Below are 21,230 nucleotides of genomic sequence, written 5' to 3'. Positions count from 1 at the left end.
GAACCCGACTGGCGGGTCCTGCCGGGCACGACCCGGTCACAGCACCAGGCCGTCTCTGGCCCGCGCCCGGCAAGATCCGAAAGAGACGGCCTAGCCGTCCGAGCGGCGGGCCGAGCCGATCACGCAGTACGAGGTGGGGAGGGCCGGGCCGCGCTCCGGGAGGCGGAACGAGCGGTGTCCGACGATCCGGAAGCCGGCCGCCTCGATCGAGGCGAGCGGGTCACGGGCGGTGTGGCACCCCCCGAACAGGCGCGGCCAGACCGTCCGGTCCAGGGCGCGCTGCACGGCGGCCATCCCGGGGCCGGGGGCGAGGCCGTGCTCCAGGAAACGCAGCTCGGCGCCGGGCCGCAGCACGCGGTGCAGCTCGGAGAGGGCGCGCGGCAGGTTCCGTACGGTGCACAGCACCAGCGAGGCCACGGCGACGTCGAAGGCCTCGCTCTTGACGGGCAGGGCCTCGGCGACACCCGGTACGAGGTCCACCGGGACCTCGGCGCGCAGCGCGGCCGTCGCCGCGAGCCGGCGCAGGGTCCGCTCCGGCTCGACGGCGACCACCTCGGAGACGGCGCGCGGGTAGTGCGCGAAGTTCAGGCCGTTGCCCGCGCCGATCTCGATGACGCGGCCCGAGACGCCGTGCAGGAGCTCCCGGCGCAGGGTGCCCATCCCGGCACGGGTCTCGGCGGCGGTGCTGGCGCGGGCGTAGAACCTGGCGAAGTACGGGTGGTGGACCGGATCAGGGGGAGCTGCGGGCATGGCGGGCCTCCGGGCGCGGTCGGGGGCTGACACGGGTGGGCGTGCCCTGCGGGGCTGTTCCCCGCCCGGGCGCACGGTGAAACCGGAGCGCCCGTAATCCGGCCCGGCGCGGTGGAGGACGGCCGGAGCGCTGGAGTCCGGTCCGAAAACCTTCCGTGCCGCGGCCCGGCGGTGGCCATAATCGGCGGGACCGCCGCAGGACGTGCAGGCGGCGTCCGTCGGCCCACCGGAGAAACGTGATGTTCCGCGCCCCGCTCACCCCGCCCGCCGCCGTGCTGCTCACGGCCGGGCTGTTCCTGCTCACCGCCTGCGGCACCACTCCCGCCGGGCAGGTCCGTACCGACTCCCGGGCCTCCGCGGCGCCTTCGGTACCGGCCTCCGCGCAGCCCTCGGTACCCGCCTCCGCGCAGCCTTCCGTACCGGTCGACGCACGCCTGGCCGAGGTGGCGGAGCGGTGCCGGGCCGCGGGGACCGCCACCCCCACCCCCACGGGCGTGCTCCCGACGGACCCCGAGGCCGCCAAGTACGCCGAGAACCACGCCTTCAAGCAGCAGGCGCCGCTCAGTGCCGAGGGGAAGTGCCGGGGCGACGCGCACGCCGCCCGGATCCGCACGGCGCTCGCCGCGGCCGCCGCCCCGCGGACCCCGGAGGAGCTGACGGGGCTGCTGCGGGGCCTCGGCTACCCCGTCGGGCCGTCCGACGTCTACGCCGGGAGCGGTTCGGCCGGGCCCGGGTTCACGCTCTGGGTCCCGGACCGGGGTCCCTGCCTCTCGGCTCTGCCGGACGCCCTTGCACGGGTCGAGGCGCACGGGCCGTACATGGAGGGCGGCTGCCGCGAGCCGCGGGGCGGCCACTGACCCGGCCCGGCCCCGGGGGCCCCGACGACGCCGTGGGGCCGGGTGGCGCGGTGCGAGGGTGACGCCGCCGGGGCGGCACCCCCTGGGGCTCCGCCCCAGACCCCGCGCCTCAAACGCCGGCGAGGCTGGATTTGGCCGGCGTAGCCGTGCGTCCGCGGGTGCGTTGCCGGGGGCCAGCCCCCGGACCCCCGCGGCTCAATCACCGGCGGGCCTGGATTTGGCCGGCGTAGCCGTGCGTCCGCGGGTGCGTTGCCGGGGGCCAGCTCCCGGACCCCCGCGCCTCAAACGCCGGCGGGGCTGGAAGTGGAGACCCCGGGTCTCAAATTCCGGCGGGGCTGGAGGTGGTGTCCTCAGGCGGGCCAGGTCGTCAGGAAGGAATCCGCCGACCAGGTGCCGTCCAGGGGTGGTGCCAGCCAGGTCGGGGCCGCCGTGCGGAAGGCGTCCGGTGCGAGGGTGCCCGAGGACTCCGGGACGGCCCCCAGCAGCGGGGTCCCGGACGACTTCGGGAGGTCGGCGAGGTTGCACCGGGACGCCAGGTCGGGCGCGGCGGGCCAGCTGCCGACGACCACCCCGAGCGGGGTCAGCCCCCGGGCGCGCAGGGCCTCCGTCGTCAGGGCGGCGGAGTTCAGCGTGCCGAGCCCGGCGGGGGCCACCACCAGCACCGGCGCCGCGAGCAGCCGCGCCGCGTCGGCGAGGGTGTGGCCGTCCTCGTCGAAGCGGACGAGCAGCCCGCCCGCGCCCTCCACCAGCACCAGGTCGTGCTCGGCGGCGAGCCGCCCGGCCGCCTCCGCGATGGCGGCGGGCCCGAGCGTGGCCAGCCCGGAGCGCCGCGCGGCGGTGTCGGGGGCCAGGGGCTCGGGGTAGCGGACCAGTTCGACCGCGGTCACGGCCGGGCCGGCGAGGCGTACCACCTCGGCGGCGTCCCCGTGCTCGTCAGGGCCCACGCCGGTCTGGGCGGGCTTGAGCACCGCGACCGACCGGCCCGCGGCGACGGCGGCCGCCGCGATCGCCGAGGTGACCACCGTCTTGCCGATTTCCGTGCCCGTCCCGGACACGACGATCACGGACATCTCAGCCCTCCTGGGCGGCCGCGACCACCGCGCGGCAGATCCGGGCGACATCGGCGTCGCCGGTGACGAACGGCGGCATCGTGTAGATCAGGTCGCGGAACGGCCGCACCCACACGCCCTCCCGGACCGCGGCCCGGGTCGCGGCCCACACGTCGACCGGGTGGTCGAGCTGGACGACGCCGAGTGCGCCGAGGACGCGTACGTCCCGGACCCCGGGAACCGCGGAGGCCGCCGCGAGGCCCTCGCGCAGGCCCGCCTCGATCCGCTTGACCTCGCCCGCCCAGTCCTGGCCGAGCAGCACGTCGATCGAGGCCAGCCCGACCGCCGTGGCGAGCGGGTTGCCCATGAAGGTCGGCCCGTGCGCGAGCACCGGCACCTCGCCCTGGGAGATCCCGTCGGCGACCCGCTCGGTGCACAGGGTCGCGGCGAGGGTGAGGTAGCCGCCGGTCAGGGACTTGCCCAGGCACATCACGTCCGGGGTGATCCCCGCGTGGTCGGCCGCGAAGAGGGCGCCGGTACGGCCGAAGCCCGTCGCGATCTCGTCGAGGATCAGCAGCACCCCGTACTCGTCGCACAGTTCGCGCAGCACCCGCAGGTAGCCGGGGTTGTGGAAGCGCATGCCGCCGGCGCCCTGCACCACCGGCTCCACGATCACCGCGGCCAGCTCGTCGGCGTGCGCGGCGATCAGGGAGCGCAGGTGGTCCACGTACGCCGGGTCCAGCGGCGTGTCGAAGCCGCCGGGCGGGGCGTCCGCGAAGACCTGCCGGGGCAGGTGGCCCTGCCACAGCTCGTGCATGCCGCCGTCGGGGTCGCAGACCGCCATGGGCTGCCAGGTGTCGCCGTGGTAGCCGCCGCGCCAGGTCAGCAGCCGGGTCTTGCCCGTCCGTCCCAGCGAACGCCAGTACTGGAGGCACATCTTGACCGCGACCTCGACGGACACCGAACCGGAGTCGGAGAGGAAGACGTGCTCCAGGCCCGGCGGGGTGATCTCGACCAGCTTGGCCGCCAGCCGGACGGCGGGCTCGTGGGTGAGCCCGCCGAACATCACGTGCGACATCCGGCCCAGCTGGGAGGCGGCCGCCTCGTTCAGCACGGGGTGGTTGTAGCCGTGGATCGCCGACCACCAGGAGGACATGCCGTCGACCAGCTCCTCCTGCCCCTGGGCGGGGGCGGCGAGGCGCAGCCGCACGCCCGAGGCGGAGGAGACCACGAGGTTCTCCTGCCGCCCGGGCATCGGGCCGTACGGGTGCCAGACGTGCTGCCGGTCCAGGTCCAGGAGCTCGGCGGTGTCCGACGACCCTTCGAGCGGGTCGTGCAGGGGGAACTGATCACGCATTGGGGGCGATGTCCGTCCCCGCGCCGCGGCGGCGTACGGCCACCAGCTCCGGCCGCACCTCGCCGGCCTCCGCCTGGACGGGGGCGGCCGCCGCCTCGACGAGGCCCGCCGCGGGCTCCTCGCCGTGCCCGGAGCAGCCGCCGCAGGCCGAGCCGCAGCCCGCCTCGGCAGACGCCGCACCCGCGCCGGCGCCGGACCCGCACATGCCGCCCGCGCGGACCGGGGCACCGGAGGTGACCGCCGCCGCGATGTCGGAGCGGTGCGCGGGGAGGGTCGACGTACCGGCGCCCTCCACCTCGAAACCGGCGTCCGCGATCATGTCCAGGTCGGCCTGGCCGGCCTGGCCCTCACTGGTGAGGTAGTCGCCCAGGAAGATGGAGTTGACCAGGTGCAGGGCCAGCGGCTGCATGCTCCGCAGGTGCACCTCGCGGCCGCCGGCGAGCCGGACCTCGACGTCGGGGCAGACGAACCGCACCATCGCCAGGATCCGCAGGGCGCGCTGCGGGGTGAGGTTCCACTCCTTGGCGAGCGGGGTGCCCTCGAAGGGGATCAGGAAGTTGACCGGTACGGAGTCCGGGTCCAGCTCGCGCAGCGAGTAGACGACGTCGACGAGGTCCTCGTCGCTCTCGCCCATGCCCGCGATCAGGCCGGAGCAGGCGGACAGGCCCGCCGCGTGCGCCTTCTGCACGGTGTCGACGCGGTCCGCGTAGGTGTGGGTCTTGGTGATCTGCCCGTACGTGGCCTCGGAGGTGTTGAGGTTGTGGTTGTAGGCATCCGCTCCCGCGTCGCGCAGTTTCTCGGCCTGCCCGTCGGAGAGCAGTCCCAGGCAGGCGCAGACCTCGACGCCCTCGTTCTGCTCCTTGATGGCCGCGATCGTCTTGCCGACGCGGTCCACGTCCCGGTCCGTCGGACCGCGTCCGCTCGCCACCAGGCAGACCCGCTTGGCGCCGCCGGCGACGCCCGCCGCGGCCGCCTCGGAGGCCTCCTCCGGCTTGAGCCACGTGTACTTGAGGATCTCGGCCTTCGATCCCAGGCGCTGGGAGCAGTACGAGCAGTCCTCGGGGCAGAGCCCCGACTTCAGGTTGACCAGGTAGTTCAGCTTGACGCGGCGCCCGAACCACTGGCGGCGCACCTTGCCGGCCGCGGCCACCACGTCGAGCAGTTCGTCGTCCGAGGTCGCCAGCACGGCGAGTGCCTCTTCACGGGTCGGCAGCTCGCGCCGCAGTCCCTTTTCCACCAGGGTGTTCAGCAGGTCCATGGGCCCGATCCTGGACCACACGACCACTCCCGGCCAAGGAGAGATCGGACAACATGGCCGGAACGGAGTGTGTGGATCGCCACATCTGCCCCTTGAGCCACTGCGGCTAGGGTCGAGCAGATCTGTCGACAGCCGACAAAACGCGAGGACCGCCGATGACCCAGCACACCCCGGAACCCGAGGACGTCTTCGCCTGGATCGACGGCGCGGAGCGGGCCCGTGAACAGGCAGGACTGGTGCGCACCCTGCGCCCGCGCCCCGCGGACTCGCCGCTGCTGGACCTGGCGAGCAACGACTACCTCGGTCTTTCGCGGCATCCGGAGACCGTCCGCGGAGCCCGCGAGGCGGCCGAGCGCTGGGGCGCCGGTGCCACTGGATCCCGCCTGGTGACGGGGACGACCGAGCTTCATGCCGAGCTCGAGCGGGAGCTCGCGGCCTTCGCCGGCTTCGAGGCGGCGCTGGTCCTGTCCTCCGGGTACGCGGCCAATCTCGCCGCCGTCACCGCGCTCAGCGACCGGGGCACCCTGGTCGTCTCCGACGCCGGGAACCACGCCTCGATCGTGGACGGCTGCCGGCTCTCCCGCGCGGAGGTCGCCGTCACCCCGCACAGCGATCCCGAGCCGGCCCGCAAGACGCTCGCCGCGCACGAGGGCCGGGCCCTGCTGGTGAGCGACTCGGTCTTCTCCGTGGACGGGGACGCCGCCCCGCTCGCCGCCTACGCCGAGGCCTGCCGGGCCGAGGGCGCGGCCCTGGTCGTGGACGACGCGCACGGGCTCGGCGTACTGGGCGAGGGCGGCCGGGGCGCGCTGTACGCGGCGGGGCTCGCGGGCGACCCCGGGGTGGTCGCGACGATGACCCTCTCGAAGTCCCTCGGCAGCCAGGGCGGCGCGGTGCTCGGGCCGGCCAAGGTGATCCGGCACCTGGTCAACACCGCACGCAGCTTCATCTTCGACACCGGGCTCGCCCCCGCCGCCGCGGGGGCGGCGCTGGCGAGCCTGCGCCTGCTCCAGCGGGAGCCGCAGCGCGCGGAGCGGGTCCGGGCGGTGGCCGCCGAACTGTACGGGCGGCTCACCGCGTCCGGCCTGACCGCGGCCCGGCCGGACGCGGCCGTGGTGTCGGTACGGGCCCCGTCGGCGTCGGCGGCACTGCGCTGGGCCGCCGACTGCCGAGAGGCAGGACTGTCCGTGGGGTGCTTCCGTCCGCCGTCGGTGCCGGACGGCATCTCCCGGCTGCGGCTGACGGCTCGGGCGGATCTCACGGGGGAGGAGATCAGCCGGGCTGTCGAAACGGTCCTGCGGACCGCCCCGGCCGGAGCCACGGACCGGTAGGCGGCGTCAGCCCGGCAGGACCGGGCCGGGCACGTCCGCCCGTACGGAGACGAGGAAGCCGTCCCAGGCCGGCCCGGTGAAGAGCACGGCCGGGCCGTCCGTCCGCTTGGAGTCACGGACGGCGAGCAGACCACCGGTCAGGGCGGCCGCTTCCACGCAGTTGTTCATTCCGGTGCTGCGGCTGCTCCGCCGCCACCGCGCGCCTTTCAGAAGTCCGCTGGTGGATAAGGGGGTTGCGGACACGGGGGTGCCTCCTTACGCGTCGTCAGCGATAGAGCTGATGAGATCCGACGAGTCACGGGGCGGGAGGGCGTGCGCCTGGATGGTGCGGAACGCGGCGCTGTACGCCTCAAGGTCTTCCTTCCGCTCCAGATAGAGGCTACTCGTCAAATGGTCGAGCACCACCACATCCAGATCGGCGATGTTCGGAAATGAGAAAATTACGAACGGTCCGGTCAGGCCGAGATGTCCCCCCACCGTGAACGGCAGCACCTGCAGCCGTACTTGGGGCAGTTCGGCCACCTCCGCCAGCCGCCGCAGCTGCTCCCGCATCACCCCCGGCCCGCCGATCTGCCGGCGCAGCACCGCCTCGTCCAGGACGGCGCTCAGCTCCAGCGGCGGATCCGCCCGCAGCACCGACTGCCGTGCCAGCCGTACGTCGACCAGCGCGTCCACCTTCGGCTCCGGCAGCCCGCCCAGCGCGGCCCGGGTCACGGCCCGCGCGTACTCCGGGGTCTGCAACAGCCCCGGTACCACCGAGAGTTCCACGGTCCGGGCGGAGCGCGCCCCCGCCTCCAGGCTGATGAAGTCCCGGTACTCCTGCGGGAGCAGCCCCCGGTAGTCGTGCCACCACTGCCGCCCGCGCGCGGCGTCCCCGCCGCCGCCCGTGCCGGGCCCCGCCGCCGAGGCCCCCAGTGCCTCCAGCAGCGCACGCTGCTGGGCGCTCACCACGCCCCCGTAGGCGTCGAGCAGGAGACGGATGTCCTCTGCCTTCACGCCACTGCGGCCCGTCTCGATGCGGCTGATTTTCGACTGGTGCCACCCGACGAGCCGGGCCACCTCGCCGCTGGTCAGTCCGGAGCGGTCGCGCAGGGCGCGCAGCTCCTCACCGAGCTTGCGCCGACGCACCGCGGGACCGTGCTGCATACCCGCTCTCCTTCCACCGGCACAGCTCGCACCAGTCTGCCGTCCAAATACGCTCTTCCGTAGCAGAGTTCACCGCATTGAGCGACAGATATATGCATATCTTGGGGGATCAGCGGAAACGGCGGCACGATGGGTGGCACTCTGGCGCTCAGGTTAGATCCGGGGCGGCTGCGCCCCGGTGGGAAAGGGACGTCGCCATGGCAGATCAGCTGGAAGCATCCGTCACTCTGCCGAGCGATCCGGTCTCGGTCGCCGCCGCCCGCCGGTACGTCGCGGAAGTACTGGGCGACTGGGGACTGCCCGCAGACGCCGACACCGCGGACACCGTCCGGTTGATCGTCTCGGAACTCGCGACCAACTCGGTGCAGCACACCTTCGGCCAGTCGCCCACCTTCACCGTCGACGTCCGCCTGGAGCGCGAGGAGTGGCTGCGGATCGGGGTGACGGACAGCCACCCGCGCTGGCCCAGGCGGCTCCCCGCGGCCGTGCAGCAGGACAACGGCCGCGGGATGGTCATCATCCGCTGGCTGGCGGCCGAGGCGGGGGGCCGGCTGTCCGTCAGTCCGACCGAGGACGGCGGCAAGACCGTGTGGATCGCGCTGCCCTGGCCGGCCGGCGCCCCGGCGCGGGCGGCCAGGGGCTGCTGACCCTGCAAAGGCCCGGGTGCGGCCGCGCGCCGGGCCCGTATACGGACTCCGGGCGGCGGCCGGGGCGCGGTTGAACCGGGAGCCTTCCCGAAACGTGGGTTAACTCAGCTGAAAACTGCGGGCCCTACCGTGAGGCCCCGCGGTCTTCCGCCAAAGATCACCCATGCTCGGGTAAAACGACGGTGATCGGGACGGAAAGCCTCTCTCTGCGTTGGGCAAGACATGCTTGGCACGGATATGCGCAGGTCAACAAAGTGTTGAGGGCCGCTACCTTTCCCTGTGGCGCGATGTTGATCATGTCCCGGAAGCTTGGTGATAACAGGTGCAACTGACTCCACATGAACAAGAGAGACTCCTGATCCATGTGGCCGCCGACGTGGCCGAGAAGCGAAGGGCGCGCGGCGTCCTGCTCAACCACCCCGAAGCGATCGCACTGATCACCTCGCACCTCCTCGAAGGCGCCCGTGACGGGCGGACCGTGGCCCAACTCATGGCCTCCGGCCGCACCGTGCTCACCCGCGCCGAGGTCATGGAGGGCATCCCCGAGATGATCCACGACGTCCAGGTCGAGGCGACCTTCCCGGACGGCACCAAGCTCGTCACCGTCCACGACCCGATCGTCTGAGAGGGAACACCCCCATGATCCCCGGCGAGATCGCCTACGGGGACGGTCCGGTGTGCCTCAACGAGGGCCGCCCCGTCACCCGCCTGACCGTGCTCAACGCCGCCGACCGGCCCGTACAGGTCGGCTCCCACTACCACTTCGCCGAGGCCAACCCCGGTCTCGACTTCGACCGCGGGTCCGCCCGCGGCCTGCGCCTGAACATCGCCGCCGGCACCGCCGTCCGCTTCGAGCCGGGCATCCCGGTCGCCGTGGAACTCGTACCGCTGGGCGGACTGCGCACCGTACCGGGACTGCGCGGCGAGACCGGAGGGCCGCTCGATGGCTGAGCTCACGCGCCAGGCGTACGCCGACCTCTTCGGGCCCACGGCCGGGGACCGGATCCGCCTCGCCGACACCGACCTCTTCGTCGAGATCGAGCGGGACCTCAGCGGCGGCCCCGGGAAATCCGGCGACGAGGCCGTCTTCGGCGGCGGCAAGGTCATCCGCGAGTCCATGGGCCAGGCCCGCACCACCCGCGCCGAGGGCGCCCCCGACACGGTGATCACCGGCGCGGTGATCCTCGACCACTGGGGCATCGTCAAGGCCGACATCGGCATCCGCGGCGGCCGCATCAGCGGCATCGGCAAGGCCGGCAACCCCGACACCATGGACGGGGTGGACCCCGCCCTGGTCATCGGACCCGAGACCGAGATCATCTCCGGGAACGGGAAGATCGTCACCGCCGGGACCGTCGACACCCACGTCCACTTCATCTCGCCGACCGTGATCGACGCGGCCCTCGCCTCCGGCACCACCACCCTCGTCGGCGGCGGCACCGGACCCGCCGAAGGGACCAAGGCCACCACCGTCACCCCCGGACCCTGGCACCTGGCCCGGATGTTCGCGGCCATGGAGTCCTACCCCGTCAACATCGGCCTGCTCGGCAAGGGCAACACGATGTCCCGCGAGGCCATGCACTCCCAACTGCGCGGCGGCGCCCTCGGCTTCAAGATCCACGAGGACTGGGGGGCCACCCCCGCCGTCATCGACGCCTGCCTGAGCGTGGCCGACGAGACCGGCGCCCAGGTCGCCATCCACACCGACACCCTCAACGAGGCCGGATTCGTCGACGACACCCTCGCCGCCATCGCCGGGCGGACCATCCACTCGTACCACACCGAGGGCGCGGGCGGCGGGCACGCACCCGACATCATCACGGTGGTCTCCGAGTCCAACATCCTGCCCAGCTCGACCAACCCCACCCGGCCGCACACCGTCAACACCGTCGAGGAACACCTCGACATGCTGATGGTCTGCCACCACCTCAACCCGTCCGTCCCCGAGGACCTCGCCTTCGCCGAGTCCCGGATCCGCCCCTCCACCATCGCCGCCGAGGACGTGCTCCATGACCTCGGTGCGATCTCCATCATCTCCTCCGACGCCCAGGCCATGGGCCGCGTCGGCGAGGTCGTGCTCCGCACCTGGCAGACCGCCCACGTGATGAAGAAGCGCCGCGGCTTCCTCCCCGGAGACGGCCCCGCCGACAACCACCGGGCCCGCCGCTACGTCGCCAAGTACACGATCAACCCGGCCGTCGCCCAGGGCCTCGCCCGGGAGATCGGCTCGGTCGAGCCCGGCAAGCTCGCCGACCTCGTGCTGTGGAACCCGGCCTTCTTCGGGGTCAAGCCCGAACTGGTCGTCAAGGGCGGCCAGATCGCCTACGCGCAGATGGGCGACGCCAACGCCTCGATCCCCACCCCGCAGCCCGTCCTGCCCCGCCCCATGTTCGGCAGCCACGGCCGCGCCCCCGGCCTGAACTCGGTCAACTTCACCGCGCAGGCCGCCCTCGACCACGGACTGCCCGAACGGCTCGGCCTCGGCAAGGAGTTCGTCGCCATCGAGAGCACCCGCAAGGTCGGCAAGGCGGACATGCGCAACAACGACGCCATGCCCCGGGTCGAGGTCGACGCCGACACCTTCACCGTCACCATCGACGGTGAGGCCGTGGAGCCGGCGCCAGCGGCCGAACTGCCCATGGCACAGAGATACTTCCTCTTCTGATGGGCCTCGCCGCCCTGCTCGTCCTCGCGGACGGCCGCTTCCCCGCCGGAGGGCACGCCCACTCCGGCGGGGCGGAAGCCGCCTGCAAGGCGGGCCGCATCCACGACGCCGCGACCCTCGCGGAATTCTGCCGGGGCCGGCTCCACACCGCCGGACTGACCGCCGCCGCCCTCGCGGCGGCGGCCGCCCTCGGCCTCGACCCGGCCGCCCTCGACGCCGCCGCCGACGCCCGCACCCCCTCGCCCGCGCTGCGCGCCGCCGCGCGCAAGCTCGGACGTCAGCTCCTGCGGGCCGCCCGTGCAACCTGGCCGGCCGCCGAACTGGACGCGCTGGCCGCCGCCTTCCCGCGCGGGGCGCACCAGCCCGTGGTACTCGGGCTCACCGCCCGGGCGGCCGGGCTCGGCGCACTCGACGCCGCGCACGTGGCCGCGTACGAGAGCGTCAGCGGCCCCGCCTCGGCGACGGTACGGCTGCTCGGCCTCGACCCCTTCGAGGCGAGCGCCGTCCTGGCCCACCTCGCGCCCGATCTCGACGCCGTCGCCGCCCGGGCCGCCGAAGCCGGCCTGCTGGCCCGCACGGAGGGCCCGGACAGCCTGCCCGCGCCCTCCTCGCCCCTGCTGGAGATCGCGGCCCAGATCCATGCCGACTGGCCGGTACGGCTCTTCGCCTCCTGAGCGCCCCCACCGGCCCTCCCGGACCACCCCCCAAGGAGACCTCCCATGCACCTCGACCACGGTGTGACCTTCCCCCACCGCCACTCGCACAGCGCCGACCCGCTGCGGGGCGACGGCACCCGCCGCGCCCTGCGCGTCGGCCTCGGCGGACCCGTCGGCTCCGGCAAGACCGCCACCGTCGCCGCCCTCTGCCGGGCCCTGCGCGCCGAACTGTCCATGGCCGTCGTCACCAACGACATCTACACCCGCGAGGACGCCGAGTTCCTGCTCCGCGAAGCCGTCCTGCCGCCCGAGCGGATCAGCGCCGTCGAGACCGGGGCCTGCCCGCACACCGCCATCCGCGACGACATCTCCGCCAACCTGGAGGCCGTCGAGGAACTGGAGGAGACGGCGGGCCCCCTGGACCTGATCCTCGTCGAGTCCGGCGGGGACAACCTGACCGCCACCTTCTCCCGGGGCCTGGTCGACGCCCAGATCTTCGTCATCGACGTCGCCGGCGGCGACGACATCCCGCGCAAGGGCGGCCCCGGCGTCACCACCGCCGACCTCCTCGTCGTCAACAAGACCGACCTCGCCCCCTACGTGGGCTCCGACCTGGACCGGATGGCCCGCGACGCCGCCGAGCAGCGCGGAGACCTGCCCGTCGCCTTCCAGTCCCTGCGCGCCCCCGAAGGCGTCGCCCCGGTCGCCGCGTGGGTCCGCGAACGGCTCGCCGCCTGGTCCGTACGGTGACCAGCGCGCCCCCCGTCACCCGCACCCCGGCCGGCCTGCGGGCCACCGCCCGCATCCGCGCCGCCGCCGACGGGCGCGGCGGCACCGCCCTGCCCCTGCTGGCCGGGGAGGGGCCGCTCGCGCTGCGCCGCACCCGGGGCGAGGGCGCCGAGGCGGGGGTGATGCTGGTCGGCGCCATGAGCGCCCCCCTCGGCGGCGACCACCTCACGGTCGAGGCCGAGGCGGGACCCGGCGCCCGCCTCGCCCTGCGCTCGGCGGCGGCCACCCTGGCCCTGCCCGGCCGGGGCGGGGAGGCCGCCCGGTACGACGTACGCCTGACCCTGGCCGAGGGGTCGGCGGTGCGCTGGCTGCCCGAGCCCCTGGTCTCCGTCCACGGCAGCGACCTGCGGGTCCGCACCCGCGCCGAACTCGCCCCCACCGCCCGGCTGCTGCTGCGCGAGGAACAGGTGCTGGGCCGTACCGGAGAGGGCCCCGGCCTGCTGCGCAGCCGGCTCACCGTCACCCGGGGCGGCCGTCCGCTCCTCGACCAGGAGCTGTGCTGCGGCCCCGGCGCCCCCGGGGGCTGGGACGGTCCGGCCGGACTCGCCGGGCACCGGGCGCTGGGTCAGGTCCTGCTGGTGGACCCGGCCTTCGCCACCGATCCGCCGAAGCCGGCGGTGCTGGGGGAGTTCGCGGCGCTCACCCCGCTGGCCGGCCCGGCCGTCCTGGTGACGGCGCTCGCCCCGGACGCGCTCCACCTGCGGGAACTCCTCGACGAGGCGGTCCGCCCGTACGGCTGGTGACGGGGGGTCGTACTCGGGGCGAATGGGACACCGCTCAGCGGTACACGTGTTTCCGGTTATCGGTTGGGCAAAGAACGCGACCTTGCTCTGTTGCCGGGTGCTGGTCAGACGCGAGGATCCCCCTTGCACGCCGACGACCAGAGCAGACCGAAGCCGTCCGCACGCGGCGGCATTTGACGCAGGGGGATCAACCACGTGATACGTACCGCGGCGCTGGGGAGCGCAGCAACTCTCATCACCGGCGCACTGGCGGCAGGCCTGCTGCTCGCGCCGTCCGCCTCGGCGGCCCCGACGGCTTCGGCCGGCCGGGACAACGGGCCCGCCGAGGCCATCGGCGTCCAGATCGCGGCGGCGCGCGCGGCGCGCGCCGGGATCGACTGGAAGGACTGTCCTGCCGACTGGGGCTTCGAGAAGCCGATCCAGTGCGGCTGGGTCAAGGTCCCGCTCGACTACACCAAGCCCTTCGGCAAGACCATCGACATCGCGGTCGACCGCGCCGTCAGCACCGGCACCAAGGAGGAGCGCCAGGGCGCGCTCGTCTACAACCCGGGCGGCCCCGGCGGCTCCGGCATGCGCTTCCCGCGCCGGGTCACCACCAAGAGCCCGCTGTGGGTCAACACCTCCAAGGCGTACGACTTCGTGGGCTTCGACCCCCGCGGCGTCGGCCACTCCGCGCCCATCTCGTGCATCGACCCGCAGGAGTTCGTGAAGGCCCCCAAGGCCGACCCGGTCCCCTCCAACGAGGCCGACAAGCGCGCCCAGCGCAAGCTCGCCGCCGAGTACGCGGACGGCTGCAAGGAGCGCAGCGGCGAGATGCTGCCGCACATGACCACGCCGAACACCGCGCGCGACCTGGACGTCATCCGGGCCGCCCTCGGCGAGCAGAAGCTGAACTTCCTCGGCGTCTCCTACGGCACCTACCTGGGCGGGGTCTACGCGACCCTCTTCCCGACCCACGTGCGCCGCATGATCGTCGACAGCGTGGTCAACCCCGACCAGGACAACATCTGGTACGAGGCCAACCTCGGCCAGGACGTCGCCTTCCAGATGCGCTGGAACGACTGGCAGGACTGGGTCGCCAAGAACGACTCCGTCTTCCACATCGGCGACACCCGCGCCAAGGTCGAGGCCAAGTACCAGGAGCTGCGCGCCGCGGCCAAGGCCAACCCCATCGGCGGGGTCGTCGGCCCGGCCGAGCTGATCGGCTTCTTCCAGGGCGCCCCGTACTACGACTCCTCCTGGGTGCCCGTCGCCCAGACCTGGAGCAAGTACCTCGCCGGCGACACCCAGGCGCTGGTCGACGCCATCGCCCCGGACATGACCGACCTCGTGGGCAACGCCGCCTCGGAGAACAGCAACGCCGTCTACACCGCGGTCGAGTGCGCCGACGCCAAGTGGCCCACCAGCTGGGCCAAGTGGGACCGGGACAACACCGAGCTGCACAAGAAGTACCCGTTCCTGACCTGGTCGAACGCCTGGATGAACCTGCCCTGCGCGACCTGGAAGTCCAAGCAGAGCACCCCGATCGAGGTCGGTGCCAAGCGCGGTCTGGCGCCGGTCCTGATCGTCCAGTCGGAGCGCGACGCGGCCACGCCGTACGACGGTGCGGTCTCGCTGCACAAGCGCCTGGCCGGCTCGCGCCTGATCACCGAGCAGAACGCCGGCTCGCACGGTGTGACCAGCCTGGTGAACCCCTGCATCAACACCCGGGTCGACACCTACCTGCTCACCGGCAAGGTCGACGCGCAGGACGTGAAGTGCGGCCCGCACGCCACCCCGGTGGCCCCCGCCGCGGCCCCGGCCACCGCGAAGTCGCTCGCCCAGTCCCAGGGCGCCGACCTCCCGGCGCGCGAGGAGCTCCCGGCCGTCCGCTAGTCCCGCGGATCCGGTGCGCTCACGTGAGTGCAGTGAAGTGAAGTGAACGGGAGAAGGCTCAGCGCGTCAGGCGCCGGGCCTTCTTCCGCTTCTCCTCCTCCTCGGTCTTGACCTCGGCCGCGTACCGGTCGACGTACTCCTGCCCGGAGAGGCCGAGGATCGCGTACATGATCTCGTCCGTGACGGCCCGCAGCACGGCCCGCTCGCCCTCCATCCCCTCGTACCGGGAGAACTCCAGCGGGGCGCCGAAGCGGATCGTGACCCTCCTGATCTTCGGGAGCTTCTGCCCGGGCGGCTGGATCTCGAAGGTGCCGACCATCGCGCACGGCACCACCGGGACCCCGGCGCCCAGCGCCATCGCCGCCACGCCGACCTTGCCCTTGTACAGCCGGCCGTCGTGCGAGCGGGTGCCCTCCGGGTAGATCCCGAGCAGCTCACCCTTGGCCAGGACCCCGAGCCCCTCGCGCAGCGCCGCCTGGCCCGCGTCCTTGCCGGAGCGGTCCACGGGGATCTGCCCGGCGCTGCGGAAGAAGGCGGCCGTCAGCCGGCCCTTGATCCCCGGCCCGGTGAAGTACTCGGCCTTGGCGAGGAAGGTGATCCGGCGGCTGAGGATCGCGGGCATGAGGAAGTGGTCCGAGAAGGACAGGTGGTTCCCCGCGACGATCGCCGCGCCTTCCGGGGGAATGTTCTCCAGCCCCTCGATCCGCGGCCGGAACAGCAGCCGCAGCAAGGGGCCGAGCAGCACGTGCTTGAGCAAGTGGTAGAACACCAGGCCGCTCCCGTCGATGCCTCATCGTCACGCCCATCCTACGGACAGTCAGGCAGGCGACGGGAGGGGCGGGCGCAGTCGGGGTGACGGCAGGGACGCGGGCGCGCGCACGACGGCCGCTGCGGGCGGCCGGGCAGGGCGGCGGGGGCGGTTCAGACCCCGCGCGAAGCGGCCAGGCCCACGGTCAGCAGCCCCAGCACCACCCAGCCGAACCACAGCCAGCCGTTGCTGCCGAGGGCCACGGAGTACGTGGACACGGCCACCAGGGCGGCGAAGGTGGTGACGGCCATCGCCTTAACGGATCCGGTCATGCCCCATGGTGGCGCCTGACCCGGCTCCCGCGCTACTGGCCGCGCCCTTGGAGCGAGGCGAGATACGAGTTGTACGCCGCCAGCTCCTGGTCGCCGTCCCGGTCCGCGGCCCGGTCCGAGCGCTTCGCGGCCCGCTGCTCCGAGTGGTACCACTGGTACATCAGGGCGATCAGCACGAGCACCGACGGGATCTCGCTGAAGGCCCAGGCGATGCCGCCGCCCCACTGCTGGTCGAGCAGCGGATCGATGTTCAGGGAGGCGGGCGGGTTCGCATACGTCTTGATCATCGGCTCGCTGGCCATCATCAGCGCGATGCCGAAGAAGGCGTGGAAGGGCATGCCCGCGAACAGCTCCAGCATCCGCATGACGTAGCCGGGGCGGTGCGGGCCCGGGTCCACGCCCATGATCGGCCAGAAGAAGATCACGCCGACGGCCAGGAAGTGGAGCATCATCGCGATGTGCCCGGTCCGGCTCTCCATCAGGAAGTCGAACAGCGGGGTGAAGTACAGCCCGTAGAGGCTGGCGATGAACATCGGGATCGTGAAGGCCGGGTGCGTGATGATCCGCATGTACCGGCTGTGCAGCAGCATCAGGAGCAGCTCGCGCGGACCCTTGCTCCCGCGCGGGGCCGGCGGCAGCGCGCGCAGCGCCAGCGTCATGGGGGCGCCGAGCAGCAGCAGGATCGGGGTGATCATGCTGATCACCATGTGCTGGACCATGTGCACGCTGAACATGACCATGCCGTAGTCGTTCAGCTTGGTGCACATCACCAGGATCACGGTCACGACGCCGAGGGTGAAGGCCAGGGTCCGTCCCACCGACCAGGAGTCCCCGCGCCGGCGAAGCCGCAGGACGCCCCATCCGTACAGGGCCAGCCCCAGCAGGGAGCCGGACAGGAAGAAGGCGTCGAAGGAGAACTCCAGACCGTGCCCGAGGGTGAACGGCGGCAGGTCCATGTTCATGTCCATGCCGTGCCCGTTGTGGTCCATCTGTTCACTCCCTTGACTGTGGCGCCCCACCACAGTAGTGCCGCCCCCGGACGTGATCGCGTCCGGGGGCGGCCCGGGAATCAGAAGGGGGGAAACATCACAGGACTGTCTGGGCCTCGGCGTACCGGTCGCCCGGCACCGTCTTGAGCGTGGACGTGGCCTCCGCCAGCGGAACCATCACGATGTCGGTGCCGCGCAGGGCCGTCAGCATGCCGAATTCGCCCCGGTGCGCCGCCTCCACCGCGTGCCAGCCGAAGCGGGTCGCCAGGACCCGGTCGTACGCGGTGGGCGTACCGCCGCGCTGGACGTGGCCCAGGATCACCGGACGGGCCTCCTTGCCGAGGCGCTCCTCCAGCTCGACCGCGAGCCGGTTGCCGATGCCGGCGAACCGCTCGTGGCCGTACATGTCGGTACCGCCGGACTCCACGGCCATCGACGAACCCCCGGCCGGCTTGGCGCCCTCGGCGACGACGACGATCGCGAACCGCTTGCCCGCCGAGAACCGCTCGCCGACGATCGCCGTCAGCTCGTCGATGTCGAAGGGCCGCTCCGGCACCACGATCGCGTGCGCGCCGGCCGCCATGCCCGAGTGCAGGGCGATCCAGCCGGTGTGGCGGCCCATGACCTCCACGACCATCACGCGCTGGTGGGACTCGGCGGTGGTCTTCAGCCGGTCCAGGGCCTCGGTGGCCACGCCCACGGCCGTGTCGAAGCCGAAGGTCACGTCGGTCGAGGCGATGTCGTTGTCGATGGTCTTCGGCACGCCCACGATCGGCAGCCCGCCCTGCGCGAGCAGGTTGGCGGCCTTCAGGGTGCCTTCGCCGCCGATCGGGATGATGGCGTCCAGACCGAGGTCCGCGACGTGCCCCCGGGCCCGCTCCACGCCGTCGCGCAGGTGCGCGGGCTGGACGCGGGAGGAGCCGAGGATGGTGCCGCCGAGGGCCAGGATGCCGCTCACGGCGTCGAGGTCGAGCTTGCGGTAGTCGCACTCCAGCAGACCCCGCCAGCCGTCGCGGAAGCCGATGACCTCGTCCCCGTGGTCGACGACGGCGCGGTGCACGACGGAACGGATGACGGCGTTGAGGCCGGGGCAGTCGCCTCCGGAAGTGAGCACACCAATGCGCATGGCAGGAAGGAACCTTTGCAACGTGGGCCGACGACCGGACCACGTCGTCCGGTTGGAACTAACCGTCACCCTACAAGCGGATCCCGGGTGGACTGAACCATCCTCCACATGCTGGTCGGACCAATCGTGGGAACGCACGCGACCCGGACCCCCTGAAGGGGATCCGGGTCGTCGCGAGCCGTGCGCCGCGCGGGGCAACCGCGCGGCGCGGGCCCCTGGAGGGCCTTACGCGGGCTGCGTGGCCGCCGCGATGCGCTCGTTGCGCAGCGCCTCGTACCAGCGGTCGTCTATGGCCGGCAGCGCGTTCACGTCGAGGGCCAGCTTCAGCAGCAGGTCCGCGATCAGCGGGTTGCGGGCCATGACGGGGCCGTGCATGTACGTACCGAAGACGGTGTCGTTGTACGCGCCCTCGGTGCCGTCGCCGGTGCCGTTGCCGCGGCCGATCCGGGTGCGGGCGAAGGCCTTGGCCGTCGGGCCCAGGTGCGTCACGCCCTGGTGGTTCTCGAAGCCCGTCAGCGGCGGCAGGTTCAGGCGCGGGTCGATGTCGGCGAGGACGTCGCCGACGCACCGCTCGCCCTCACCGCGCACGGTGACGACGTCCAGCAGGCCCAGCCCTTCCTGGCGCTGGCCCTGGTCGTTGACGAACTCCTTGCCGAGGATCTGGTACCCGGCGCAGACGGAGAAGACGATCGCCCCGTTCGAGACGGCGCGCTCCAGGCCGCCGTCGCGCAGCAGGCGCTCCGCCGCCAGCCGCTGCGGACGGTCCTCACCGCCGCCGATCAGGTAGATGTCGCCCGAGGTCGGGATGGGCTGGTCGCTGCGCACGTCCACGCGCTGCACGTCCAGGCCGCGCTGGCGCGCCCGGCGCTCCACCACGAGGGCGTTGCCCTGGTCTCCGTACGTGCTGAGCAGGTCGGGGTAGACCCACACCAGACGCAGGCTGTTGTCGCTCATGCTCTTGTCCTCTGCGGTTCTGACGGGGCTCTAGTTGCCGACGCGGCGGCGCACGTCCTGGAAGGCGGTGTAGTTGGCGATCAGCTCGATCTGTCCGGGCGGCGCCAGCTGCACGGCCTCGTCGAGGGTCTCGCAGACGCGGAAGTCCAGACCGGCCACTTCCAGGCGGACCGCGAGGTCCAGCTTGCGGTCGCCGATCACGAAGATCGGGTGGCCGGCCAGGCGCGGGTAGTCCACGTCCCACAGCCAGGAGGTGTCGGTGCCGTCGGCGCCGCGGGCGTTCACCGAAAGGATCACCGGCGCGGGCGCCGGGTCGATCAGCGAAAACGTTTCGAGCCAGCCCGCCGGGTTCTTGGCGAGCAGGAGCCGCAGGTCGCGGCCCATGAAGTTCACCACGTCGAAGCGGCCGGCGACGGCCTGCACCTGGTACATGCGCTCCAGCGCGACCTGCGGCGGCACGCCGAAGACGGCGGCCACGGCGGCCGAGGTGGCGGCGTTGGCCTTGTTGGCGCGGCCGGGCAGCTGGAGGTGGATCGGCCAGGCGCTGCCGTGCGGGTCCAGCACGTGGTCGCCGGAGAGCACCCAGCTCGGGGCGGGGCGGCGGAAGCCGCACTCGCCGCAGAACCAGTCGTCGCCGGGGCGCTGCATCACACCACCGCAGGAGGGGCAGGACCAGGCGTCCTCCTTCCACTCCTGTCCGGCGGCCACCCACACGACGTTCTGCGAGGAGGACGCCGACCACACGATCAGCGGGTCGTCGCAGTTCGCGACGATGACCGCCTTGGAGCCCTGGAGCCCCTCCCGCCACTTCTCGGCGAGCATGCGGGTCTCCGCCGCGCGGTCCAGCTGGTCGCGGGAGAGGTTCAGCAGGGCGATCACCTTGGGGGTGACGTCCCGGGCCACCCCGGCCAGGTACTTTTCGTCCACCTCGATGACGCCGTACTTGGCGTCCGAGCCGCCCGCGAGGGCCGAGGTGATGCCCGCCGGCATGTTGGCGCCGAGGGCGTTCGAGACGACCGGACCGCTGGCCCGCAGGGCCTCCGCGATCAGCCGGGTCGTCGTGGTCTTGCCGTTCGTCGCGGAGACGAGGACGACATCGAGATGCTGCGCCAGCGCGCCGAGAAGATCGGGGTCCAGCCTGAGTGCGACCTTGCCACCGATCACCGATCCGCTTCCGCGTCCCGCGGCCCGCGACACCGCCGCCGCGGCCTTGCCCGCCGTCACGGCCAGCTTGGCCCGCGGCGAAAGCGGCTCCGTGTTGCCTGCCATCGTCCCTTGTCCTCCTAGCGTCGGTCGGCCCCAGCCTATCCAGTACCTGCCGGAGCCTTGACCGCGGCGCCCCCAGGGCGGCGCGGATCTCCTCATATATTCGCCCGTCGTACCCTTACGGCCATGCGACAGCGCCCCATCCCCGGTACCACCGGACTCGTCCGCACCATGAGCCTGCTGGGTGATCCGGTGCTCCACTCGCCCTGCGCCGAAGTCACCGACTTCGGCCCCGAACTCGACCGGCTCGTCGAGGACATGTTCGCCACGATGTACGCCGCCGAGGGCGTCGGCCTCGCCGCGAACCAGATCGGGATCGGGCAGCGGGTCTTCGTCTACGACTGTCCCGACGACGAGGACGTCCGTCATGTGGGACACATCGTCAATCCGCGCCTGGTGGAAACCGACGGGGACGAATTCCTCGGCCCCGAGGGCTGCCTCTCGCTGCCCGGCCTGGAAGCGGGCACCCCCCGCTTCGACCGCGCGGTCGTCGAGGGGGTGACCTCCGACGGGGCTCCCGTACGGATCGAGGGCACCGGATTCTTCGCCCGCTGCCTCCAGCACGAGTGCGACCACCTCGACGGGACGGTCTACGCGGACCGGGTCACCGGGCTGCGCGCCCGCCGGCTGCGGCGGGCGATCCGCAAGGCGCCGTGGTCGCCGCGCGGCTGAACCGCCACGTGTGACGTGTGACG

At 72.8% G+C, this 21,230-nt stretch carries 23 protein-coding genes; 11 read left to right on the top strand and 12 right to left on the bottom strand.

Going from position 1 to position 21,230, the window contains the following annotated elements; translation table 11 throughout:
* Window positions 1–90: 90 nt before the first annotated feature.
* Entirely contained in the window at window positions 91–750 is a 660-nt protein-coding gene (locus OOK31_RS26900) for a class I SAM-dependent methyltransferase (RefSeq protein WP_267089926.1), read from the bottom strand.
* Between the two features lie 239 nt (window positions 751–989).
* Here OOK31_RS26900 and OOK31_RS26895 point away from each other — a divergent pair, with 239 nt between their 5' ends.
* Window positions 990–1,607, top strand: coding sequence for a hypothetical protein (locus OOK31_RS26895; protein ID WP_267089925.1), 618 nt, complete (start codon window positions 990–992; stop codon window positions 1,605–1,607).
* Window positions 1,608–1,957: 350 nt separating this feature from the next.
* Here the strand turns inward: OOK31_RS26895 and bioD are convergent, their stop codons facing one another.
* From bioD to bioB, 3 genes are read right to left on the bottom strand one after another with little or no spacing between them, the layout of a single operon-like run.
* Window positions 1,958–2,677 carry a dethiobiotin synthase gene (gene bioD / locus OOK31_RS26890; RefSeq protein ID WP_267089924.1) on the bottom strand — a complete coding sequence of 240 codons (720 nt, stop codon included), beginning with the start codon at window positions 2,675–2,677 and terminating at the stop codon, window positions 1,958–1,960.
* 1 nt (window position 2,678) lies between these two features.
* On the bottom strand, window positions 2,679–4,013 hold the full coding sequence (locus OOK31_RS26885; RefSeq protein WP_267089923.1) for an adenosylmethionine--8-amino-7-oxononanoate transaminase: 1,335 nt from the start codon (window positions 4,011–4,013) through the stop codon (window positions 2,679–2,681).
* Window positions 4,006–5,271 carry a biotin synthase BioB gene (gene bioB / locus OOK31_RS26880; protein ID WP_267089922.1) on the bottom strand — a complete coding sequence of 422 codons (1,266 nt, stop codon included), beginning with the start codon at window positions 5,269–5,271 and terminating at the stop codon, window positions 4,006–4,008. The genes OOK31_RS26885 and bioB overlap by 8 nt, the downstream gene beginning before the upstream one ends.
* Window positions 5,272–5,426: 155 nt before the next feature.
* Between bioB and OOK31_RS26875 the strand changes: the two genes are divergently transcribed.
* Window positions 5,427–6,599, top strand: coding sequence for an 8-amino-7-oxononanoate synthase (locus OOK31_RS26875; RefSeq protein ID WP_267089921.1), 1,173 nt, complete (start codon window positions 5,427–5,429; stop codon window positions 6,597–6,599).
* 6 nt (window positions 6,600–6,605) lie between these two features.
* Here OOK31_RS26875 and OOK31_RS26870 read toward each other — a convergent pair whose 3' ends face one another.
* Window positions 6,606–6,842 carry a DUF397 domain-containing protein gene (locus OOK31_RS26870; protein ID WP_267089920.1) on the bottom strand — a complete coding sequence of 79 codons (237 nt, stop codon included), beginning with the start codon at window positions 6,840–6,842 and terminating at the stop codon, window positions 6,606–6,608.
* Window positions 6,843–6,854: 12 nt separating this feature from the next.
* Window positions 6,855–7,745, bottom strand: a complete 891-nt coding sequence (locus OOK31_RS26865; RefSeq protein WP_267089919.1) for a helix-turn-helix transcriptional regulator — start codon at window positions 7,743–7,745, stop codon at window positions 6,855–6,857.
* 197 nt (window positions 7,746–7,942) lie between these two features.
* Between OOK31_RS26865 and OOK31_RS26860 the strand changes: the two genes are divergently transcribed.
* The 8 genes from OOK31_RS26860 (at window position 7,943) to OOK31_RS26825 (ending at window position 15,120) form a co-directional block, all read left to right on the top strand.
* A complete protein-coding gene (locus tag OOK31_RS26860; protein ID WP_267089918.1) occupies window positions 7,943–8,392 on the top strand; it encodes an ATP-binding protein in 450 nt (149 codons plus the stop codon).
* Window positions 8,393–8,714: 322 nt separating this feature from the next.
* Window positions 8,715–9,017, top strand: a complete 303-nt coding sequence (locus OOK31_RS26855) for an urease subunit gamma (RefSeq protein WP_267089917.1) — start codon at window positions 8,715–8,717, stop codon at window positions 9,015–9,017.
* Between the two features lie 14 nt (window positions 9,018–9,031).
* Window positions 9,032–9,343 (top strand): urease subunit beta, encoded by a 312-nt coding sequence (locus OOK31_RS26850; protein ID WP_267089916.1) that lies wholly within the window; start codon window positions 9,032–9,034, stop codon window positions 9,341–9,343.
* On the top strand, window positions 9,336–11,057 hold the full coding sequence (locus OOK31_RS26845) for an urease subunit alpha (protein WP_267089915.1): 1,722 nt from the start codon (window positions 9,336–9,338) through the stop codon (window positions 11,055–11,057). Before OOK31_RS26850 ends, OOK31_RS26845 begins: the two co-directional genes overlap by 8 nt.
* Window positions 11,057–11,731: an urease accessory protein UreF gene (locus OOK31_RS26840; protein ID WP_267089914.1), complete on the top strand. Its 675-nt coding sequence runs from the start codon at window positions 11,057–11,059 to the stop codon at window positions 11,729–11,731. Before OOK31_RS26845 ends, OOK31_RS26840 begins: the two co-directional genes overlap by 1 nt.
* Window positions 11,732–11,776: 45 nt before the next feature.
* Complete coding sequence (gene ureG, locus OOK31_RS26835) at window positions 11,777–12,463, top strand: urease accessory protein UreG (protein WP_267089913.1); 687 nt, start codon at window positions 11,777–11,779, stop codon at window positions 12,461–12,463.
* Entirely contained in the window at window positions 12,460–13,245 is a 786-nt protein-coding gene (locus tag OOK31_RS26830) for an urease accessory protein UreD (RefSeq protein ID WP_267089912.1), read from the top strand. The genes ureG and OOK31_RS26830 overlap by 4 nt, the downstream gene beginning before the upstream one ends.
* 195 nt (window positions 13,246–13,440) lie before the next feature.
* A complete protein-coding gene (locus tag OOK31_RS26825; RefSeq protein ID WP_267089911.1) occupies window positions 13,441–15,120 on the top strand; it encodes an alpha/beta hydrolase in 1,680 nt (559 codons plus the stop codon).
* Window positions 15,121–15,178: 58 nt separating this feature from the next.
* Here the strand turns inward: OOK31_RS26825 and OOK31_RS26820 are convergent, their stop codons facing one another.
* The 6 genes from OOK31_RS26820 to OOK31_RS26795 all read right to left on the bottom strand — a co-directional run bounded on the left by OOK31_RS26820 (window position 15,179) and on the right by OOK31_RS26795 (window position 20,538).
* A complete protein-coding gene (locus OOK31_RS26820) occupies window positions 15,179–15,889 on the bottom strand; it encodes a 1-acyl-sn-glycerol-3-phosphate acyltransferase (protein WP_267089910.1) in 711 nt (236 codons plus the stop codon).
* 152 nt (window positions 15,890–16,041) lie between these two features.
* Complete coding sequence (locus OOK31_RS26815; protein ID WP_267089909.1) at window positions 16,042–16,200, bottom strand: hypothetical protein; 159 nt, start codon at window positions 16,198–16,200, stop codon at window positions 16,042–16,044.
* A 32-nt stretch (window positions 16,201–16,232) separates the two neighbouring features.
* Window positions 16,233–17,189, bottom strand: a complete 957-nt coding sequence (locus OOK31_RS26810) for a cytochrome c oxidase assembly protein (RefSeq protein ID WP_267089908.1) — start codon at window positions 17,187–17,189, stop codon at window positions 16,233–16,235.
* 97 nt (window positions 17,190–17,286) lie between these two features.
* The gene (locus tag OOK31_RS26805) at window positions 17,287–18,315 is read right to left on the bottom strand and encodes a 6-phosphofructokinase (RefSeq protein ID WP_267089907.1); all 1,029 of its coding nucleotides are present in this window, start codon (window positions 18,313–18,315) and stop codon (window positions 17,287–17,289) included.
* Window positions 18,316–18,540: 225 nt separating this feature from the next.
* Window positions 18,541–19,269, bottom strand: a complete 729-nt coding sequence (locus tag OOK31_RS26800) for a type 1 glutamine amidotransferase (protein WP_267089906.1) — start codon at window positions 19,267–19,269, stop codon at window positions 18,541–18,543.
* 30 nt (window positions 19,270–19,299) lie between these two features.
* Window positions 19,300–20,538, bottom strand: a complete 1,239-nt coding sequence (locus OOK31_RS26795; protein ID WP_267089905.1) for a MurT ligase domain-containing protein — start codon at window positions 20,536–20,538, stop codon at window positions 19,300–19,302.
* Window positions 20,539–20,661: 123 nt separating this feature from the next.
* Between OOK31_RS26795 and def the strand changes: the two genes are divergently transcribed.
* Window positions 20,662–21,207, top strand: a complete 546-nt coding sequence (def, locus tag OOK31_RS26790; protein ID WP_267089904.1) for a peptide deformylase — start codon at window positions 20,662–20,664, stop codon at window positions 21,205–21,207.
* Window positions 21,208–21,230: the final 23 nt, after the last annotated feature.

This window comes from Streptomyces sp. NBC_00249, assembly GCF_026342355.1.
GTDB lineage: Bacteria > Actinomycetota > Actinomycetes > Streptomycetales > Streptomycetaceae > Streptomyces.
Note: the sequence above shows the minus strand (reverse complement) of the source record. Positions and strands in the feature narration are given on the sequence as shown.

Coding starts and splice junctions, on each gene's coding strand:
- OOK31_RS26900 (WP_267089926.1), bottom strand. CDS start 750: ATGCCCGCAGCTCCCCCTGATCCGGTCCACCACCCGTACTTCGCCAGG.
- OOK31_RS26895 (WP_267089925.1), top strand. CDS start 990: ATGTTCCGCGCCCCGCTCACCCCGCCCGCCGCCGTGCTGCTCACGGCC.
- bioD (WP_267089924.1), bottom strand. CDS start 2,677: ATGTCCGTGATCGTCGTGTCCGGGACGGGCACGGAAATCGGCAAGACG.
- OOK31_RS26885 (WP_267089923.1), bottom strand. CDS start 4,013: ATGCGTGATCAGTTCCCCCTGCACGACCCGCTCGAAGGGTCGTCGGAC.
- bioB (WP_267089922.1), bottom strand. CDS start 5,271: ATGGACCTGCTGAACACCCTGGTGGAAAAGGGACTGCGGCGCGAGCTG.
- OOK31_RS26875 (WP_267089921.1), top strand. CDS start 5,427: ATGACCCAGCACACCCCGGAACCCGAGGACGTCTTCGCCTGGATCGAC.
- OOK31_RS26865 (WP_267089919.1), bottom strand. CDS start 7,745: ATGCAGCACGGTCCCGCGGTGCGTCGGCGCAAGCTCGGTGAGGAGCTG.
- OOK31_RS26860 (WP_267089918.1), top strand. CDS start 7,943: ATGGCAGATCAGCTGGAAGCATCCGTCACTCTGCCGAGCGATCCGGTC.
- OOK31_RS26850 (WP_267089916.1), top strand. CDS start 9,032: ATGATCCCCGGCGAGATCGCCTACGGGGACGGTCCGGTGTGCCTCAAC.
- OOK31_RS26845 (WP_267089915.1), top strand. CDS start 9,336: ATGGCTGAGCTCACGCGCCAGGCGTACGCCGACCTCTTCGGGCCCACG.
- OOK31_RS26840 (WP_267089914.1), top strand. CDS start 11,057: ATGGGCCTCGCCGCCCTGCTCGTCCTCGCGGACGGCCGCTTCCCCGCC.
- ureG (WP_267089913.1), top strand. CDS start 11,777: ATGCACCTCGACCACGGTGTGACCTTCCCCCACCGCCACTCGCACAGC.
- OOK31_RS26815 (WP_267089909.1), bottom strand. CDS start 16,200: ATGACCGGATCCGTTAAGGCGATGGCCGTCACCACCTTCGCCGCCCTG.
- OOK31_RS26810 (WP_267089908.1), bottom strand. CDS start 17,189: ATGGACCACAACGGGCACGGCATGGACATGAACATGGACCTGCCGCCG.
- OOK31_RS26805 (WP_267089907.1), bottom strand. CDS start 18,315: ATGCGCATTGGTGTGCTCACTTCCGGAGGCGACTGCCCCGGCCTCAAC.
- OOK31_RS26800 (WP_267089906.1), bottom strand. CDS start 19,269: ATGAGCGACAACAGCCTGCGTCTGGTGTGGGTCTACCCCGACCTGCTC.
- OOK31_RS26795 (WP_267089905.1), bottom strand. CDS start 20,538: ATGGCAGGCAACACGGAGCCGCTTTCGCCGCGGGCCAAGCTGGCCGTG.
- def (WP_267089904.1), top strand. CDS start 20,662: ATGCGACAGCGCCCCATCCCCGGTACCACCGGACTCGTCCGCACCATG.